Origin of the sequence: Carnobacterium maltaromaticum DSM 20342 (assembly GCF_000744945.1) — a bacterium.
In the GTDB taxonomy this organism is placed as follows: domain Bacteria; phylum Bacillota; class Bacilli; order Lactobacillales; family Carnobacteriaceae; genus Carnobacterium; species Carnobacterium maltaromaticum.
In genome coordinates this window covers 334,209-352,437 of the sequence record NZ_JQMX01000001.1, presented here as the reverse complement: position 1 = coordinate 352,437, position 18,229 = coordinate 334,209, and the positions used below count along the sequence as shown (strand labels likewise).

Genomic DNA, 18,229 nt, shown 5'->3' with positions numbered 1-18,229 from the left:
CCTATGACTAGCTACTGTAACCCGCTGTATTTTTAAGTTAAATACCAGAAAAAAACAACTAAGAAAAATCTTAATTGTTTTTCTAATCTTTCCTGACCTTTGATTATTGGCTAGTCAACTTTTTATAAAGCTAAATACTTCTCAATCAAACGCCAAGCCTCATCTTTTCCTTCGCCAGTTTCTGATGAGAACATCACAAATTCATCGTTTTTATCAAACTCTAACGTATCTTTGACAATCTTGATATGCTTATTCCATTTACTGCGTGGAATTTTATCGGCTTTTGTAGCAACTACAATTACAGGCAAATCATAATATTTCAAAAATTGATACATTTGGACATCTTCCTTACTTGGAGCATGTCGCAAATCAACAACAGATAATACGGCTTTCAATGTGTCACGTTTTGTTAAATAGGTTTCTAACATTTGCCCCCATTTAGCACGTTCAGTTTTTGATACTTTAGCATAACCATAACCAGGTACATCAACAAAATAAAATTGATCTTGAATAATATAAAAGTTTAAAGTTTGTGTTTTCCCAGGCTTACTAGACGTCCGAGCTAATCCTTTTCGATTAATCATTCGGTTAATAAACGATGATTTCCCTACATTAGAACGACCTGCTAAAGCAATCTCTGGCAAACCTGTGCTTGGGTATTGAGCAGGTGCGACTGCACTTATTACGATATCGGCTTTATGCACATCCATTTTTTTAATCTCCATCTCTATTCTAAATTCTTTTACCATTTTAACATAAAAAAACAAGATAAGATATTCTTTCATAAAAATAAAAAAACATAAACAAAAAACAGAATTACCATCTATTTAGTGGTAATTCCGTTTTTGTTATTTATTAAGACTAAAACATATTTTATTAATCAACATAATAGTGTTGCCCATCCATCCAAACTATATTTGAAGAAACCGTATTATGAATTATCTTACAAGTTCCATTTGTTAATACTTGGAAAATAAATTTTTTCGTTGTATCACTATCTTGTACTGTAGCTGACGCTCTATATTCTTGACTTGGATAAAAACCACTCGGCATAATCAAAAAGGTATAACCACCTGCTATTGGAAAATTACCACCACCACGAAACTCAACTCTATTCCCAATTTTACGGTAAGAAAATGGTTGATTGGCATTATGCGTCACTCCAGAAGTTACCGCTTTTATCCAACCAGAGTCACTAACTTTAGCTTCTTTTTGATTTAATTCTGTTTGTAAATTAGTAATTTGACTAATTGAGTGGCTGTGTAAAGCTGCTGCTTTATTATTCCAATTTGTTCGTTCCACATTTGTAATATGGATACTTTCATTACTTAGATGCGTGTTTAAGTTCTTTTTCAATTCATCAATAGCCAATGCTAATTTAGCAGCTTCATTTTCATCGATTAAATCTTTAATATCTTCTAACCATTTTTTCCAGTCTGCTTCAAACTGTAGCCATAAGGTTGTTGGATCAATATCAATTAGCGAGCTAACATAGCCACATAATTCACCATTCCCTCTCGTATCCTTGATCATGCTCTGAGTAATTGGCAAACCACCACCAGGAATCGATACTTCCGCTAACATCAATTCATAAATCGAATTTGTTCGCGTCAACTCAGTCGTTCCTTTTGTCTCCACACTCATTAAACGTTCATTTAAGTCCATTCGTAAGACAACTGCACCTTTTTTAGCCGTTCCAGAAACATCGGCTACTTTAAAGACAATCGTTTTAGCTTCTGTCAATTGATACAGATAACCGTTAATATTTCCATAACCAGCTCCAACTACTACTGCTAATCCATTTGTTTTAGAAGCTAGTACCTGTAAATTTTCACTATTATTACTAAATACACCGTTTGAAAATAAATGGGAAAAATAGCCTGTAAAATCACTTGCTTTGTATTTACGATCCCCGTTTTTAGAAGGGAAAAATAAGCCTTGTTCCATCTCTCAATCACTTCACTTTCTTTCTAATTTTATCAACCAATGTCGGTACTTGATTGCCGAATGACAATCGAATTTCCAATCCTCGTTCTTCGTAAACTTCTTCCACAGTCTCAATCCTTGTATCTAGTTCTAATCCTAAACTCTCTGATAGAATTGTGACTCGATCACCTAACATGAAGTCCTTTTGATAACGAGTAGAACCATTCATTACAACATCTGCTTCAACAGTTTGAATGATCTGGAAGTCTAACAACTCTTTCGTTCCTACTTGTTTGACTAACTCTTTTTGTTGCGTTTCAGTTAATTTATCTTCTTCAGTAGATTGTCCAATATTTTTAGCATCAACATAGATTTCTCTTCGCAAAATGTCTGATGTGGAATTTGCTACTTCTAATAAATATTTCTGCTCTTCCCATTGCGATTCTACTAAAGCTGTCGTTTTTAAATTCAAATTATTAACTATAACTGATTGGGTTAAAATGTTTTCAAAATCCTGTGAAAATAAAACTTTTGTGTTTTTTGATTGGCCATTAGTACGATCTACACCTTCATATATGGTTAGAACTAATTGCTTAGTACTCAATTCTATCTCAACAGAAAAACCCCATTCTAATTCTTGGCACAACGTTGAAATAGATTCTAATAAATTCGTATATTTTAATTCCACCGACATTGTTCGTGTCGAATTTGGAAAATCGCCCAATTTAAACTGCTTCATTTTGCGTTGATTATCTTTAGGGTTTATGACACAACTCTCCAACCAATCATGTATTAATTTTTGAGGTGTTCCAAAATAAGCTTTTTCACCTAGAATAATCCTTCGATCTAAATAAACCCTTAAATCGCGCCCTTTTATAACAATCTCTCCACCATTTTTTTCAAAATTTGAATTCATTTCTTCAATTAAATAACCAACTAATTCTGACTCTTTCATTAAAATATTTCCTAATGATAATTGATTATCTTGAATTAATTGCAGATTTTCTTCCGTCATTGGCAGATGTAACTCAAATTCACTTGGTACTGAATATCGCTTTGTTAGAATAAAACTACTAAATTGTTCAATTCCATTAATACGCTCCAACTCTTGATTTAATACCCATAAAATCATATTTATACCCCCACGTAACGTGATTCATACTGAACCTTAATTTCTAATTGATCGCTATGAGTCGCGGCTGTAGAACGTAGATAATTCTCTCCAACATCTAATTGTATAAAAGTACTATCCATAGTTAATGTATTAAAAATATTTAGCCATTTTTGCCTATCATCTGACCACTTTTCAACTCGTTTTTGACCCGAAATAGTTGAAATTCGGATTCTATCACCAGCTTTCATACTCGTCAGTAATTTCATTTTCTGCGTACTTGACCCATCTGGCATGATACGAATGATTTCAGGATTCAACACATCACTACTAGCGCTTAACAAAAAAATTGCACCCGTGAACTCATCACCATCATTTTCTAAGGTAACTAGTCCATCTTTTAGAAAGGTTTCTAACTCGATACCTAAGTCTTTATTTTCAGTTAATGGAAATTCTAGCTCCCACTCTAAATTGGGTTGCCAATTAGATAAATAATGAACCTCAGAATTTTCTGCATACCAGAAAGGATCTGAGGCAACTAATGTTAGTGTCACTCGTTGTCTTTTTTTTCCTAAATAATCTTCAGTTGTAAAGGTTGGAACATGGTCACTAGCAACATTGATTCGATACGTCTTTTGCTCTTCTTTATATCTTAACTCTAGTAAACCAGCTTTTGGATTGACTATTTTACTGATTTCTCGACGTAATTCTTCCATATTTTTACTTTCATCAGCTAAAATAACTAATTCGATTTGAAGTTCTCGCTCTGCCAAATTAGAATTGATATAGATACTTCCGTCTCCATGAGCATCCATCGTATGTCGATCTGCTTGAACTTCACCCAATCCATCTAGTTTTAATAAAAAATAGTTCCCTTTCGGATTGCCATCAGTGGCAAAAGTTTCAGTTATATAGTCCTTAATCATTAATTTTTGACCAAGTACTTGATTATAAATTTCACACTCCACTACATGTTCCACCCCATTTCTTGATTCGCTTGACGCATTTTACGCAGCAATTCAGAAGGTCGTGCAATAGGCTGATTAAATTGAATCGTTTGCTGATTGCTAATCATTTTACGGTTACTATTGCTTGCCTCTAACCCTTGAGTATCAATCATATTTGAAAAAGACAAAGGTTTAGATAAGCTGCGCATATCTGACATCTTCATTTTAAGATCTTTTGGATCTATCATTGCTGCTTCTGCTAAATGATCAGTAGCACGTTTAACTTTATCAGACTCACTCTCAATCCCGTTTGCTAATCCAATCGACATATATCCTCCAATACCTTTCATTACTCTCGAAGGTGATTTAATACCAAAAAGACCTTTAATTCCATCTAACATACTATTTCCAATTTCTTTAATTTTGTTAACCACAGCATTTTTCATAGCTCCCACACCATCTATTAAACCTTGAATAATATTTTTTCCGATATCCAACATGCTTGCCATTTTTTCAACAATACCATCTTTTAACTTGTTGAATATTTCAGCACCTTTATCTTTAAGTTGCCCGATAACAGTTGCAATCCCTGAAATAATCGTAGAAATAAAATCGCCACCAATTTTCAATAAATTTCCAATCATAGAAGTAATCCCTCCAATTAAAGCGATTAAAATCTGAATACCTGCAGCAATCAAGTTTGGAATTGCACTAATAATCATCGCAACAAAACCAACCATCAAACTTAATGCTGTCGCTAAAATAGTCGGAATAATCGTCACTAACCCACTTATAAAATTTGTTAATAGCGTAATTCCTGCTTGAATTAACCCTGGAACTGCTGAAATGATTGTACTAACAAAATTAGTTAACATTTCAATACCAGATTGAATAACTTCCGGAATCTTCTCAGAAAGCCCTTTAATAAAGCCTATAATTAAATTTTTTCCATTTTCTATAATTTGTGGAACTGCTTCAATAATCCCTGAAACAAAACCAAACAATTTATCTTTTAAGGTAATAAAAAATTCTCCTAATGACATATCTCCACTAAATACTTTGCTAATATCTGAAAATATTCCTAAGTGATTCATTAGCAATGCCACTCCTGCAACGACTGCAATGATTGGCAATGCAATCGCCAAAAATGGTGCAATTAATGCCCAGACACTTGCAGCTGCTGCCATTGCTCCAGTTCCAAGCGTGCTTAATAAAGGTAAAATCGCTGAAAAATTTGGCTTGGGAATAGATGACATTAAACCGCCTAAATCACTAAAATCTGCTCCCGTCACACTCAACATCTCTTGAAGATCTGTAAAGGTCCCTTTAATCTCCGAAAAACCTGATAGAGCACCTGATATATTCTCAGCACTACTGACAACACCACTAAATGCTCCTGACAATCCATCGATAATTCCAATATCTCCACTAAAAATATCCCCAATTGAACCGGCAGAATTTTTAATATCTTCAACCGCAGAATGGACAGCTCCGAACGGTTCCATTAATTGCCCTATAGTACCTGACAATGCGGAAAAATCATCTTGAATAAGTCCGACAGTTCCTAAGATATCATTTAAATTACCTGACATACCAGATAAATTCATATCCATACTGTTCCTCCTTTCTAGTTTTTATACTTGTGCATCTGCTATAAATTTCACCTCATAGTATTTCAAAGCACGACTTGCATTACTGATTAAATTTGGATTAAGTTTATTTTCATGACTTCCTACACTTAGACTTCTCAGAGCTTTTTCTTTATCGAAAATTTTACGCTCCTTCGCTTGCTTTGCATGATGGGCATAGCGATTGGCCATAGCTGATTTAGCCATCATCTCATAACTGTCTATTACTCTGAGTTGCATTCCTTTAATTGCAGCTTCATATTCAGCAATACTTAATTCTAAAATATCATCGATAGAACTTACTCCATATTGAAAACAAGTTTCTATAATTTTGAGAGTAGAGAAATGGCTTTCTTGCGTTTTTGTTCCATCTGTTTTACTAGTTCTTTGTTGCTGGCTTCCTTCTTCAAATTTTCCATTACTGTTTTTCTTGTTTTTGCGAAAAAACCGCTTAGTTCCATGACACCTACTGCTTTTAAAAACAGCACATCTAGCGCTTCCTCATCTTGTTCTAGCAGCTTATCAAGTGCTGTTTCAATTTGATCCATGCTGGGTCTTTCTGACGTTTTAATGCCGTAATATAGAAAATTTAACAAGGCATTAATTGAATCACTTTGTAGTCCCATATATAATAGTGCCAAACCATTTAGCTGATTGATGCCATCTTTCTTAGTTGATAAATACGTCTCAATGTCTCGAGCAAAACGTAAATTCCCCTTAACCTCATAAGCTTTTTCATTAATATCAATGGTAAACATCTAATTCCTTCTTTCTAGTTGCTAACTTTTAATTTGACTAGTAGAAACATACGTATCCTACTAGTCGAGATACTCAGTACTATTCTTTTGCTGCTTCTTCACCTAGCTCACCAGTTTTTTCTCCTGGATTTTCAAAACCATATAAAGCTAGATTAATTAATTCTTCTGGAATATCCGTTAACGTTCCTGGTTGGGTTTTTCCAATTACTGGTAAAGTAACTGTTAACTCTGCAAAACTATCTGCATCTGAAATTGCCACACTTTGAATAATTGAATAACCAAAACGAGCAGGATATGAACCATCAGTATTTTGCTGTAATTCAACGCGCCAAACTTTAACTTGTTCTTCATTGTCATATGCATTGGCAATTGCTTCTTGCCCTGCATCCCCTGGTGCTGAATAAAGAGTTAATTCAAACGTTTCAGTCTTTGCCCCATATCCTAAAATACGTCCTGACTTTGTTTGTTCATCTAAAGCCTCATGTTCACGTGTCCATGTTCCTTCTGTCTGGAAACCAGGAAGTAATGCTTTTGCTCCTTTTGCTGCGTTTGTTGCTTGGACTAAATAAACTACTTTCTTCCCTTCAATTGGTTGTACTGTCATTTTACATTCCTTCTTTCTTTTTTTTAGATTATAAATCTTTGTTGTTAGGAAGTCTTACTTGCCTTTCAACATCCTTAGTATACAACCTAAGCGAACGAACGTTCCCTCTTGTTTCGTCATTTTTCCTTCTTTCAATCTTTATAATCTCTGTCAGTCTTCTTTCGACTTCCTTTTAATACTGTCTAAAAGACTGTTTCAAATAACTTATGATTCCCTATCTAAAATTCTAATTCTATTTATTAAACAGCAAAAAAGAGCTATTCTGAAAGTAAAATCAAAATAACTCTTTTTTATTTAATCAATTTTCCCATTAAACTAAGTAACACTTTTAGGTTTAAAACCCCCATAAAAAACTTAATAATTCAAATGCATCTTTTTTTAAGCGATAGTAATAAGATTCACTCATATTCAACTCCATGTAAACTTGAATGTCTGTTTCATACTTGTTTTGAACAATGTAACGCTTGGTTAAAATATCTTTTTGCAGTTCATCTGGCAACGAAGATATCGTTGCCTTAATTGTCTCTAGCTCAAGCTTAGCTTCTTCCAAACGCTTTTTTAACGCCGGTTCAGCAATTACTCGTTCAGAGAGCTTAACCATTGCCGTTAGTTTGGGGATATTTCTTAAACGCTCATCAACCAATTTTTTACTTTGTTGCTTTACATAAACTTCTCCCATTTTATCACCACTTCATCATATTGAGATTAGAGGTTATCTCTTTATTTCTATTTCCATTGTAACGAACATTTGTTCGATAAGCAACAAAAAAAACTTCAATTACCCAAAATGAGTAATTGAAGTTTTTTTATTTTTTTATTTTAATCAATTGAAAGTCAACAATATAAGGCTTTCTTTGAACTTTATCAACTGATTTTTTTAAGGTATAGGTTACCTTTAACTCTTTTAATTTATACAACTGCTGAACCTTCAGTATCATATAGTTCAGGCTTTCCAGAACCAATAACCGTATCTTCAGTAATCACGCATTTGGTAATTTCAGGACGACTTGGTAAATCGAACATAATTTCTAACATAATACTTTCTATAATCGAACGCAATCCACGAGCACCAGTATTTCGTTCAATCGCTTTTTTAGCAATTTCTCGTAAAGCCTGATCTTCAAAAACCAATTCAACATCATCTAAGTCAAACAATTTTTTATATTGCTTCACTAATGAATTTTTTGGCTCAGTTAAGATATGGACTAAATCCTCTTCTGTTAGCTTTTCTAAAGCTGCCATAACAGGCAAGCGTCCAATAAACTCTGGTATTAAACCAAATTTCAATAAATCTTCAGGAATAATTTGTTGCATTAGACTTTGACTCTCATCAATTTTTTTCGTGTTGGTACCAAAACCAATTACTTTTTCGCCCATTCGATTTTTAACAATCTCTTCAATGCCATCGAAAGCTCCACCGACAATAAATAGAATATTACTTGTATCTAATTGGACAAACTCTTGATGCGGATGCTTACGCCCTCCTTGAGGCGGAACGTTTGCAACTGTACCTTCAAGAATTTTCAATAATGCTTGTTGAACACCTTCACCACTTACATCACGGGTAATTGATACATTTTCACTTTTACGAGCAATTTTATCAATTTCATCAATATAAATAATCCCTTTTTCAGCTTTTTCTACATCATAGTCAGCTGCTTGCATTAATTTTAAAAGAATATTTTCTACATCTTCTCCCACATAGCCTGCTTCTGTTAAACTAGTTGCATCTGCTATTGCAAATGGAACGTTTAAAATTCTAGCTAGACTTTGAGCCAAGAATGTCTTTCCTGAACCAGTAGGTCCGATTAATGAAATATTACTTTTTTGTAATTCAACTTCATCTTCTTGACCATTTAATTGATTCACACGTTTATAATGATTGTATACAGCAACAGATAAAGCTTTCTTCGCTTGATCTTGACCGATAACGTAGTCATTTAATATACTTCTAATTTCTTGCGGTTTAGGCACATCTAAGAACTCACCATAGCCAGCTTCATTGAATTCTTCATCAATAATTTCCTTACATAATTCAATACACTCATTACAAATAAACACGCCAGGTCCAGCAACAATTTTTTTAACTTGATCTTGTGATTTGCCACAAAAAGAACAATTAACCGGGCCCTTTGTTTCTTCATCATTAAACATTGCTTCATCCACCTCTATTCTCATTCATACCACTTTAATAGTATCAGATTTATCCCTCAACATACAAGGGATTCTCTACATCCATACTATCTTAGCATAAAGTTCTCTAAATTTAAAACATTTTTATTTCATTCCTACTAGAATGCATTTTTTATACGTGCAAAAACCCTATTCTTATGCCCTAATGAGCAAAAAATAGAGTTCTCAATCAAAAGCACCAAGGAATCACTTTTTAATTTAATTTACGTTACTTCTTTATAAATAATCTTTTAATTGCTTAGAACGACTTGGATGACGTAATTTACGCAAAGCTTTTGCTTCAATTTGTCGAATTCGTTCTCTCGTTACGCCAAAAACCTTACCCACTTCTTCCAACGTCCGAATACGACCATCGTCTAGTCCAAATCGAAGGCGTAAGACATTTTCTTCCCTATCTGTTAGTGTATCCAATGCATCTTCTATTTGTAGCTTTAAAAGCTCATAAGAAGCTTGTTCTTCTGGATCAGCTGCCCCGTGATCTTCAATAAAATCACCTAGTTGAGAATCATCTTCTTCTCCAATTGGCGTTTCTAACGAAACTGGTTCTTGAGAAATTTTTAATATTTCTCGAATACGTTCCGTTGATAAATCCATTTCAGCACCTAATTCTTCAGGAGTCGCTTCACGACCTAAGTCTTGGATTAATTGTCGTTGAATTCGAACAAGCTTATTGATTGTCTCAATCATATGAACCGGAATACGGATTGTTCTCGCCTGATCCGCAATAGAACGTGTAATAGATTGGCGAATCCACCAAGTCGCATATGTTGAAAATTTAAAGCCTTTAGTATGATCAAATTTTTCAACAGCTTTCATTAGACCTAAGTTTCCCTCTTGAATTAAATCTAAGAATTGCATGCCTCGACCCATATAACGTTTGGCAATACTTACAACTAGTCTTAAATTGGCTTCTGCTAAATGATTTCTAGCATCTTGATTCCCTTCTAAAACTTGCTCTGCCAAAGTCACTTCCTCAGCACCTGTTAATAGATCAACCTGACCAATCTCTTTTAAATACATGCGAACAGGGTCGTCCATGGGTACACCCGCTGGTGGAGCTAAATCAGCTTTTTTTATTTCTATTTTTTCAATTGCTGGAACCAATAATTGACGCTCAGTCGGACCACCATCATCACCAACAACACTTACCCCAGCGTCCTCAATCCGCTGAATCAATGTGTCGATTTCTTCAACAGTTAAATGATTGGGTAAGGCTAACTCTTTTGTTACTTCATCAATATGAACCATTGCTTTTAATTTGTGCTTTAAAATAAATTTATCAGTGGCTTTTTTCATTGTTTTTTTATCTCCCTTAGCTTGTGTACTCAATAAATTGCCTCCTGTTCAAATTTAATTAATGCTTCAATATATAAATTAATCAATCTAAAAAAATAATATTAGTTATCTTTTTTGTTACTAAAATGACTGATGAGACATAAAATTTGATACTCTGTAAAAATAGACCAAATAAAAAAAAGCGCTTAAAAATAGGATACATTGCCTCATTGAACCTACCTTAAGTATACTCTTTTAACTAAACAAAGCAACCTAAGCTATTTGTACAAAGACAAATAGTCCTATGATGCTTAAAAAATATTTTTTTACTAATTAAAAAGTATCCTATCACTTTAAATTTTTAGTGATAGGATACAAAATTTACTTCTTATTTTTCAACTGCTGTTTCAGTAATAGCGTCGATTGCTTTTTTCATTGAAATGTCATGTTTTAACATATCAACACTTAAAGCAGCACGAACAGCTTTTTCTTCCATGTTGTATTGTTCAGCAAGTTCTTTAATTTCTTTTTCAACTTCTTCTTCAGATGGATCAAAGCCTTCAGCAGCAACAATTGCTTCAAGAACTAGATTCGTACGAGTACGGATATCAGCATCTTCTTCCATTTGTTTATGCAAGTCTTCTTCAGTTGTGTTTGTTAATTGATAATACATTTCTGGAGAAACACCTTGACGTTGCATGTCATTTAAGAATTGATCCATTTGACGATGAACTTCATCATGTACCATTACATGTGGCAATTCAACGATTTCAGCATTATCAACAGCTTGACGAATAGCAGCTTCTTGAACAGCTTCCTCAGCTGCTGCTGTTTTAGCTTCAACTAGCTCAGCTTTAATTTTAGCTTCTAATTCTGCCAATGTTTCAACTTCTTCATCAACATCTTTAGCAAATTCATCATCTAATTCTGGTAATTCTTTAGCTTTAACTTCATGGATTGTTACGTTAAAGACAGCATCTGCGCCTTTTAAATCTTCAGAATGATATTCTTCTGGGAAAGTAACTTTCACTTCAACTGTATCGCCAGCCTTAGCTCCAATTAATTGCTCTTCAAATCCTGGAATAAATGAATTAGATCCAATTTCTAAAGAAGTATTTTCGCCTTTACCGCCTTCAAATGCAACACCGTCTTTGAATCCTTCGAAATCAATGACAGCAGTATCGCCATTAACAATTGCATCTTCTTTTAAAACTAATTCAGCTTGTGCTTCTTGTTTTTCTTTAATTTTTGCAGCAACATCTTCATCTGTTACTTCGCGATCTTGTTTTTCAACTGTTAAGTTTTTGTATTCACCTAATTTAACTTCTGGTTTTACAGTTACTTCTGCAGTAATAATCCAAGGTTGGCCTTTTTCCATGCTTTCAACATCAATTTTTGGTTGGTCAACTGGATCAATTCCAGATTCTTCCAAAGCAATTGTATAAGCTTCTGGTAAAAGAATATTTAGTGCATCTTCAAATAAAGATTCTTCACCATACATTTTGTTAAACACTTGACGTGAAACTTTCCCTTTACGGAATCCTGGTACATTAAGGTTTTTTTTCACTTTGTTAAAAGCTTTTTCTAAACCTTCTTTAATTTTTTCTTCTTTAATTTCAAATTTTAAGACACCATCATTAGTGCCTTTCTTTTCCCATTTTGCAGTCATTAATATTCCCTCCGACACACTGATTTTTCGCAATCTTAATTGCAATTGCACACTCACTAATAGTACACTATCGTGAAAACTTTGTAAATACAAAGACAACAATACATTAAAAAAGTTTCAAGTTTTTGTTGTCTTTTCTATATAAAGCACTAATAAAAGCTTTTTATTTTTAAGACTTATTCCTATTATTCGCTTAATTAGCTCATTAATTCTAAAATCAACTCATTTAAACGATTTTGCCAAAGCTTTAAATCATCAAAATGGGGCAATTTTTCTGTTTGCCCAATGTAATCTAATTCATATTGCTGACGATAAAGCTCAACCCAAGTTTCTGGAGAGGTAATTACTTCTTCAATGAAAGGATATAAGAATATAAAATGCAGTTGTGCCTCTTGACTAACGCTAGCAAATAAAGTTGGATCATTTAAGCCAATCTTTTCTTCTAGCAATTGCTGTACCTGTCTAACTGTGGCATTCTCCTCAATTGAGGTCAATTCTTTGGGTCTAATAATGCGCTCTTGGTCGAACCAGGTAATTTCAATCGCTTCATCTAGTTGCTCATTAACAAGCCGTTCAATAATCGTTGCTTTGATTAATCCACTAACGAAAGGATTTTGTAGTAATAGTTTCGCTAATTTCAAGTAAGATTGAAATGGGATTGTGTCCATTTCCTTCATTAAATCTGATTGTTCTTGATAAGACTTATCCATCATTGATAGGACACGTTTTCCTATATCTGCTATCTTTTTTTCTTGACTAACTTGTTTGTTTTTTTGCTCTTCTTTAGAAAAGCCCAATAGACTTTGCCACGTGATTTTTTCAGAATCGTTCCCTTTACGCATCAACTGCTTTTTAATAATCGCCTCAGCCTGTAAAAAATAGTGAGAACGAATTAAAATAGAGACATAAAATGCGTATAATTGATTTTCCTTTTCATAGAAAGCCAATTGATCCTCTACCACTTCTTTAGCTTCTTGATAACGCCCCACTTGGTATAGAGCCGTTGCATAAAAAGTATTTATTTTTTCTTCCTGCTTTAATTGATACGCTTCTTTAAAGTATGGAAGAGACTCCTCCATCCGACCTAACTGGAAAGCGACGACCGCCTTTTTTACATACTGTTCATAATTCTTAGGAAAAATAATTTTTTCTCCCATATTAATGTCACAACCAATCTATAATTTTGATGCTCACTTAATCTACTACTATCATAGCAGATTATCTTCACAAAAATCAGCATTTTTGTTTATTTCTTTTATTTTTAAAAAAATAGTTTAGTTCGACTCTTCTTTGTGATATGATGAACTAAACAAGAATGAGAATCACTATCAATTAGATAAAAAAAAATACATATTAATCAGAGGAGGACTAAAATGACTTCAGTTAGTAAAATTAACTTACATGAATTACTAACCATCAAAGATTTATCACAGCTTGACCAATTAACGAGACGCAGATTAAAAGATGTCGGGATAACTGAAGGATCAATTGTTGAAATTAAGCGTCGCTATCCTTTTGGCGGTCCATGTATGATTGAAAGTGATGGTCAACGCGTAGGAATCCGCAAACACACACTGGACTTCATTTTTGGAGATTTAGTCTTATGAAAATTGCTCTTTTAGGAAATCCAAATACTGGTAAAACAACAGTATTTAACCATTTAACCGATTCTTATGCTTATGTAGGGAACTGGAATGGGGTTACTGTTGAAAAGAAAATCGGAAAAATTCAAAACTCCAAGATAAAAATTGTCGATTTGCCAGGAGTTTATTCATTAAACCCCTTAACTAAAGATGAATCTGTCGCCACTTCTTTTTTACTCAAAGAATCTTTTTCAGAAATACTCAATATTGCTAACGCAGCTCAATTAAAACGAAACCTTTTGCTCACTATCGAACTATTGGAATATGGAAAACCTGTAACCCTTATTCTAAATATGATGGATATTGTCAAAAAGCAAGGGGTAGAGTTAGACCTTAAACTACTCGAACACGCCTTACAAACAAAAGTTTTGGCATCCGATGCGAGAACAAATCAAGGATTACCTGAAGTACGTCAAGAGCTGTTAGAACATGAAAACCAACCATTAAAAAACAACTCTTTTTTTCTTGATTATGGACCAGTTATAGAGGGATTAATCAAAAATGGACAAGATATTTTAAGTCAACACTATCAGTTTAACCCTGAAATTTCTAGGTGGTTTATGATTCAGTTTTTTGCTGGAAATAAAATGATTGACGAATTTATCCACGCAAATAACTTTACTTTGTTAGACAACTTAAAGCAGAAAGCTTCAGAGAAAACAGCATACAAAGATGCTGAGGATGCTATTTATTCTGTCAAACTACTATTTATTGAAGAAACTTTGAATAAAGCAATTACGAAAGAAGCCAATCAAAAAATCACAAAACTAACACAAAGAATTGACAAAATAACAACTCACCCATTTTTAGGGATTCCATTGTTCTTAACTATTTTCTTTTTTATGTTCAAGTTGACCTTTGATTGGGTTGGCGGTCCTCTCTCCGATTTCTTAGATACACTTTTAAGTGGTCCCATTTCAGAAGGGATAGATGGAATCCTAACTTATTTAGGAGTTGCCCCTTTTATTCATTCTTTAATTGTTGATGGATTAATTGCTGGAGTTGGTGGCGTTTTAGTCTTTATTCCACAAATTTTTGTCCTCTTTGCTTGCATTTCGTTTTTAGAAGACTCTGGTTATATGTCACGAGCAGCGCTTGTAATGGATCGTTTAATGGAAAGTGTGGGCTTAAATGGCAAAGCTTTTATTCCTTTATTAATTGGTTTTGGATGTAACGTTCCTGGAATCATGGCTGCTAGGACTATCGAGCAAAATAATGAACGGCTAATCACAACTTTAATTTCACCCTTTATGAGTTGCTCAGCTCGTCTGCCTGTTTACAGTTTGTTTATCGCGGCATTTTTTGATGAACATAGAGCTTTAATTGTCTTATCCTTATACTTACTTGGAATTTTTGTTGCTATTCTTCTTGCGAAAGTTTATTCACTTATTTTTAAAACAAAGGATTCTTCTGTTTTCATTGTTGATTTACCAGAGTATAACCTTCCAAAATTAAATGTCCTATGGCATAGTACTTGGGACAAAGGCAAAGGTTTTGTCAAAAAAGCAGGAACAGTTATTTTTTGTGGGACAGTCATTATTTGGCTGTTAAGTTACACGGGACCTACTGGCATCGCTCCTTCTATTGACACTAGTTTTATGGCTGTCATAGGACATTCATTAGTTCCATTTTTTGCTCCTCTAGGCTTTGCTAGTTGGCAAGCAATTAGTGCTATTATGGCTGGTGTTTTAGCAAAGGAAGTTGTAGGCTCGACAATGATTATTCTTTTTCATGTGAGTGGTGAAACAGCATTAATTAGTGAGTTATCCTCTGTTTTCACTCCACTAGCTGCCTATAGTTTCTTAGTTTTTGTCTTACTTTACATTCCTTGCTTTGCTGTTTTAGGCGCCATAAAAGCAGAAACTGGCTCATATAAATGGGCAGTATATTCTGCTTTTTCAAGTTTAGGGATTGCTTATCTTTTTTCATTTTTAGTCTACCAAATTGGACTTTTATTCAGCTAAATCCTTTGACTAAACTCAGAAAAAATAGAAATTCTCGTCTGAATAAATCAAATAAAATTTTTTATTCGTCTAGCCCTTTTGGACCAACTCTTCGGAAATAGGAGGAATCTATATGTCAATTTTTTCACTATTAGTTACATTTAGCTTAGGAATTTTAATTTTTGGTTGGACATTTTATCAGCTAATCCAACTTTTCAAGAATTCAAAACAGGGTACTTGCAGTGCCTGCAGTAGCGGTTGCGAAGCTAAACAACTTGCCGATGCCGCCAAAAAGAAAAAAGATACTATTAAATTTTGACAAATTTACGAACTTTGTTAACTATTTAACACTTTTTTCTATCGACTTTTCTATTTTTTTTAAATAAATAATGGTACAATTAATAGTGAGTCTAAAACGTTATGACCTATTTCAAGGCTATAACAAGGAGGAAATTGCTGTTGAATCAAGGATATGTAAGAGATCTTTCTAAAGAGGATCAAATAGAGCTACAAACTATTTCAGACTTAATTTTTGTTGAAACAATTGTGAACGGTTTTTATGAATTAAAAACTATTCAAGTCCCTTTACCAGCAGATATTCCATTAGGTCGAATCTACACACGTGAGAAGATTGGGGATTTATTACTTAACGAAAACCACTTTTCAATATTAATAGAAACAAATGATGACAAATATTTATATCAATCCTCAACGGTAAAAATACCATCTTATGTTCTTCGTGATCGTGATTAAAAAACTGGATCATCTCAAATTTAATAGGTTTCTTAAACAAAAAAAGCGAAATCAGAAAGAAAACTCTTTCTGATTTCGCTTTTTGATTATTTCTTTAATATTTTCTAAAACGATTGTAACGATCTTCAATTAACTCTTCTGGAGTAAGTTTATTTAAGGTTTCTAGCGCCTCTATCAGCTGCAACTGCATTTCCTTAGCAATTGTCTCTTGAGCTAACAAAACACCTTCTTTGGTCTCAGGAATCAATAAATCAATAACATCTAACCCTAGTAAGTCACTCGCTGTCAATTTCATAAGTTCTGCTGCTTCTTTAGAGCGTGAAGCATCTTTCCATAAAATTGAAGAGAAACCTTCTGGGGATAAAATGGCATACATCGTATGTTCCATCATCCATACTTGATTTCCTAAAGCCAAAGCCAAAGCTCCCCCACTTCCGCCTTCACCAATAATGATCGAGATAATCGGAACTTTTAATTGACTCATTTCCATCAAGTTACGAGCAATCGCTTCACCCTGTCCTCTTTCTTCTGCCTCAACTCCACAATACGCCCCAGCAGTATTAATAAACGTCACAATAGGACGATTAAATTTTTCAGCTTGCTTCATTAAACGTAATGCTTTACGATAGCCTTCTGGATGAGGGGAACCAAAATTACGCAACATGTTTTCTTCTAAAGTATGGCCTTTTTGAATTCCTATAACCGTTACTGGTTGTGCATTTAAAGTCGCAATACCACCAACAACAGCTTTATCATCACGATAAGAACGATCTCCATGAAACTCAATAAAATCCTTAAAAAGAAAGTTCATATACTCTAATGCCGTTAACCGTGTCGTTTTACGCGACAAGGCGACAATTTCACTCGCATTCTTCAACCTTTTCACCTTCTTTGTTGCAGTCTCTTTAATGTAAACGTAACAATAAGCTTAATGTGTTTCTTAATTCTGGACGAGGAACAATTTTATCAACGAAGCCATGTTCTAGCAATGATTCTGCTTTTTGAAAATCATCTGGCAAAGCTTCATTAATTGTTTGCTCAATAACTCGGCGACCAGCAAAACCAATTAAAGCTTGCGGTTCAGCTAAAATAATATCTCCTTGCATCGCAAAACTAGCCGATACTCCACCAGTTGTTGGATCTGTTAGGACAACAACATACAACAGTCCAGCAGCACTATGTTTAGCAACAGCTCCACTAATTTTGGCCATTTGCATCAAGGATAAGATGCCTTCTTGCATTCGAGCGCCGCCAGATGCTGTAAAAATCAAGACAGGTAATTTTTCTTTTGTTGCTTTTTCAAAAGCTCGAGTGATTTTTTCACCAACAACAGTCCCCATGCTTCCCATAATAAAGCTGGCATCCATTACGCCAATAACTAAAGGTTGTCCATCAATCAATGCCTTACCTGTCACAACAGCTTCATCTAAACCTGTTTTTTGTTGCAAACTAGCTATTTTTTCAGGATATCCAGGAAAATCCATTAAATTTTTATTTTCAATCCCACGATCCCATTCCTCGAAGCTACCTTCATCAACAGTTAATTGAATCCGTTCTAATGCTCCAATTCTGAAACAATAACCACAACTTGGACAAATTCGCTCTTCCCCTAAATCTTTCGTATAGATGGCTTTTTTACAACTAGGACATTTTTCCCACATACCATCTGGAACTTTAGGGTCATTTTTTTCCTCAGCTTGAATTCTTTGTCGATTTGGATCAATCGGAATATATTCCCGCTTTTTAAAAAGTCTCACTTTATCACCTCTTTAACATCTT

At 34.1% G+C, this 18,229-nt stretch carries 19 protein-coding genes; 4 read left to right on the top strand and 15 right to left on the bottom strand.

Annotated features, from left to right (window positions below; all coding sequences use genetic code 11):
• Window positions 1–122 precede the first annotated feature (122 nt).
• The 13 genes from yihA to BR77_RS01590 form a co-directional block, all read right to left on the bottom strand.
• Window positions 123–710, bottom strand: a complete 588-nt coding sequence (gene yihA, locus BR77_RS01650; RefSeq protein WP_010052977.1) for a ribosome biogenesis GTP-binding protein YihA/YsxC — start codon at window positions 708–710, stop codon at window positions 123–125.
• 166 nt (window positions 711–876) lie between these two features.
• A complete protein-coding gene (locus tag BR77_RS01645; RefSeq protein ID WP_015076627.1) occupies window positions 877–1,947 on the bottom strand; it encodes a phage tail fiber repeat family protein in 1,071 nt (356 codons plus the stop codon).
• Between the two features lie 7 nt (window positions 1,948–1,954).
• Window positions 1,955–3,058, bottom strand: coding sequence for a siphovirus ReqiPepy6 Gp37-like family protein (locus BR77_RS01640; protein WP_015076628.1), 1,104 nt, complete (start codon window positions 3,056–3,058; stop codon window positions 1,955–1,957).
• Between the two features lie 2 nt (window positions 3,059–3,060).
• Window positions 3,061–4,005, bottom strand: coding sequence for a phage tail domain-containing protein (locus tag BR77_RS01635; RefSeq protein ID WP_016356483.1), 945 nt, complete (start codon window positions 4,003–4,005; stop codon window positions 3,061–3,063).
• A complete protein-coding gene (locus tag BR77_RS01630) occupies window positions 4,005–5,597 on the bottom strand; it encodes a phage tail protein (protein WP_015076631.1) in 1,593 nt (530 codons plus the stop codon). Before BR77_RS01630 ends, BR77_RS01635 begins: the two co-directional genes overlap by 1 nt.
• 21 nt (window positions 5,598–5,618) lie before the next feature.
• Window positions 5,619–5,852: a hypothetical protein gene (locus BR77_RS01625; protein WP_010052968.1), complete on the bottom strand. Its 234-nt coding sequence runs from the start codon at window positions 5,850–5,852 to the stop codon at window positions 5,619–5,621.
• Between the two features lie 83 nt (window positions 5,853–5,935).
• Complete coding sequence (locus BR77_RS01620; protein WP_010052967.1) at window positions 5,936–6,370, bottom strand: tail assembly chaperone; 435 nt, start codon at window positions 6,368–6,370, stop codon at window positions 5,936–5,938.
• A gap of 79 nt (window positions 6,371–6,449) precedes the next feature.
• Window positions 6,450–6,974, bottom strand: coding sequence for a phage major tail protein, TP901-1 family (locus BR77_RS01615; RefSeq protein ID WP_015076633.1), 525 nt, complete (start codon window positions 6,972–6,974; stop codon window positions 6,450–6,452).
• 334 nt (window positions 6,975–7,308) lie between these two features.
• Entirely contained in the window at window positions 7,309–7,653 is a 345-nt protein-coding gene (locus BR77_RS01610) for a DUF1492 domain-containing protein (RefSeq protein WP_015076634.1), read from the bottom strand.
• A 230-nt stretch (window positions 7,654–7,883) separates the two neighbouring features.
• A complete protein-coding gene (gene clpX / locus BR77_RS01605; protein WP_010053615.1) occupies window positions 7,884–9,128 on the bottom strand; it encodes an ATP-dependent protease ATP-binding subunit ClpX in 1,245 nt (414 codons plus the stop codon).
• 255 nt (window positions 9,129–9,383) lie between these two features.
• The gene (rpoD, locus tag BR77_RS01600; protein ID WP_010053614.1) at window positions 9,384–10,496 is read right to left on the bottom strand and encodes an RNA polymerase sigma factor RpoD; all 1,113 of its coding nucleotides are present in this window, start codon (window positions 10,494–10,496) and stop codon (window positions 9,384–9,386) included.
• Between the two features lie 334 nt (window positions 10,497–10,830).
• A complete protein-coding gene (gene tig, locus BR77_RS01595; protein ID WP_010053613.1) occupies window positions 10,831–12,111 on the bottom strand; it encodes a trigger factor in 1,281 nt (426 codons plus the stop codon).
• Between the two features lie 197 nt (window positions 12,112–12,308).
• Window positions 12,309–13,268, bottom strand: coding sequence for a tetratricopeptide repeat protein (locus BR77_RS01590; RefSeq protein ID WP_015076637.1), 960 nt, complete (start codon window positions 13,266–13,268; stop codon window positions 12,309–12,311).
• A gap of 216 nt (window positions 13,269–13,484) precedes the next feature.
• On the opposite strand from BR77_RS01590, the gene BR77_RS01585 reads away from it, so the two are divergent.
• The 4 genes from BR77_RS01585 to BR77_RS01570 all read left to right on the top strand — a co-directional run bounded on the left by BR77_RS01585 (window position 13,485) and on the right by BR77_RS01570 (window position 16,450).
• Window positions 13,485–13,718 carry a FeoA family protein gene (locus BR77_RS01585; RefSeq protein ID WP_015076638.1) on the top strand — a complete coding sequence of 78 codons (234 nt, stop codon included), beginning with the start codon at window positions 13,485–13,487 and terminating at the stop codon, window positions 13,716–13,718.
• Window positions 13,715–15,718 carry a ferrous iron transport protein B gene (gene feoB / locus BR77_RS01580; protein ID WP_015076639.1) on the top strand — a complete coding sequence of 668 codons (2,004 nt, stop codon included), beginning with the start codon at window positions 13,715–13,717 and terminating at the stop codon, window positions 15,716–15,718. Before BR77_RS01585 ends, feoB begins: the two co-directional genes overlap by 4 nt.
• 112 nt (window positions 15,719–15,830) lie before the next feature.
• A complete protein-coding gene (locus BR77_RS01575) occupies window positions 15,831–16,016 on the top strand; it encodes a FeoB-associated Cys-rich membrane protein (protein ID WP_035063754.1) in 186 nt (61 codons plus the stop codon).
• Between the two features lie 140 nt (window positions 16,017–16,156).
• A complete protein-coding gene (locus BR77_RS01570; protein ID WP_010053604.1) occupies window positions 16,157–16,450 on the top strand; it encodes a hypothetical protein in 294 nt (97 codons plus the stop codon).
• Between the two features lie 94 nt (window positions 16,451–16,544).
• On the opposite strand, the gene BR77_RS01565 is transcribed toward BR77_RS01570, so the two are convergent.
• Window positions 16,545–17,327, bottom strand: a complete 783-nt coding sequence (locus BR77_RS01565; protein WP_010053366.1) for an acetyl-CoA carboxylase carboxyl transferase subunit alpha — start codon at window positions 17,325–17,327, stop codon at window positions 16,545–16,547.
• A gap of 28 nt (window positions 17,328–17,355) precedes the next feature.
• Entirely contained in the window at window positions 17,356–18,207 is an 852-nt protein-coding gene (gene accD / locus BR77_RS01560) for an acetyl-CoA carboxylase, carboxyltransferase subunit beta (protein ID WP_010053364.1), read from the bottom strand.
• Window positions 18,208–18,229 lie beyond the last annotated feature (22 nt).

What these genes read in the sequence shown, in the direction of transcription:
- yihA (WP_010052977.1), bottom strand. Translation starts at nt 710, where the DNA reads ATGGATGTGCATAAAGCCGATATCGTAATAAGTGCAGTCGCACCTGCT.
- BR77_RS01645 (WP_015076627.1), bottom strand. Translation starts at nt 1,947, where the DNA reads ATGGAACAAGGCTTATTTTTCCCTTCTAAAAACGGGGATCGTAAATAC.
- BR77_RS01640 (WP_015076628.1), bottom strand. Translation starts at nt 3,058, where the DNA reads ATGATTTTATGGGTATTAAATCAAGAGTTGGAGCGTATTAATGGAATT.
- BR77_RS01630 (WP_015076631.1), bottom strand. Translation starts at nt 5,597, where the DNA reads ATGGATATGAATTTATCTGGTATGTCAGGTAATTTAAATGATATCTTA.
- BR77_RS01625 (WP_010052968.1), bottom strand. Translation starts at nt 5,852, where the DNA reads ATGCAACTCAGAGTAATAGACAGTTATGAGATGATGGCTAAATCAGCT.
- BR77_RS01620 (WP_010052967.1), bottom strand. Translation starts at nt 6,370, where the DNA reads ATGTTTACCATTGATATTAATGAAAAAGCTTATGAGGTTAAGGGGAAT.
- BR77_RS01615 (WP_015076633.1), bottom strand. Translation starts at nt 6,974, where the DNA reads ATGACAGTACAACCAATTGAAGGGAAGAAAGTAGTTTATTTAGTCCAA.
- BR77_RS01610 (WP_015076634.1), bottom strand. Translation starts at nt 7,653, where the DNA reads ATGGGAGAAGTTTATGTAAAGCAACAAAGTAAAAAATTGGTTGATGAG.
- clpX (WP_010053615.1), bottom strand. Translation starts at nt 9,128, where the DNA reads ATGTTTAATGATGAAGAAACAAAGGGCCCGGTTAATTGTTCTTTTTGT.
- tig (WP_010053613.1), bottom strand. Translation starts at nt 12,111, where the DNA reads ATGACTGCAAAATGGGAAAAGAAAGGCACTAATGATGGTGTCTTAAAA.
- BR77_RS01590 (WP_015076637.1), bottom strand. Translation starts at nt 13,268, where the DNA reads ATGGGAGAAAAAATTATTTTTCCTAAGAATTATGAACAGTATGTAAAA.
- BR77_RS01585 (WP_015076638.1), top strand. Translation starts at nt 13,485, where the DNA reads ATGACTTCAGTTAGTAAAATTAACTTACATGAATTACTAACCATCAAA.
- feoB (WP_015076639.1), top strand. Translation starts at nt 13,715, where the DNA reads ATGAAAATTGCTCTTTTAGGAAATCCAAATACTGGTAAAACAACAGTA.
- BR77_RS01575 (WP_035063754.1), top strand. Translation starts at nt 15,831, where the DNA reads ATGTCAATTTTTTCACTATTAGTTACATTTAGCTTAGGAATTTTAATT.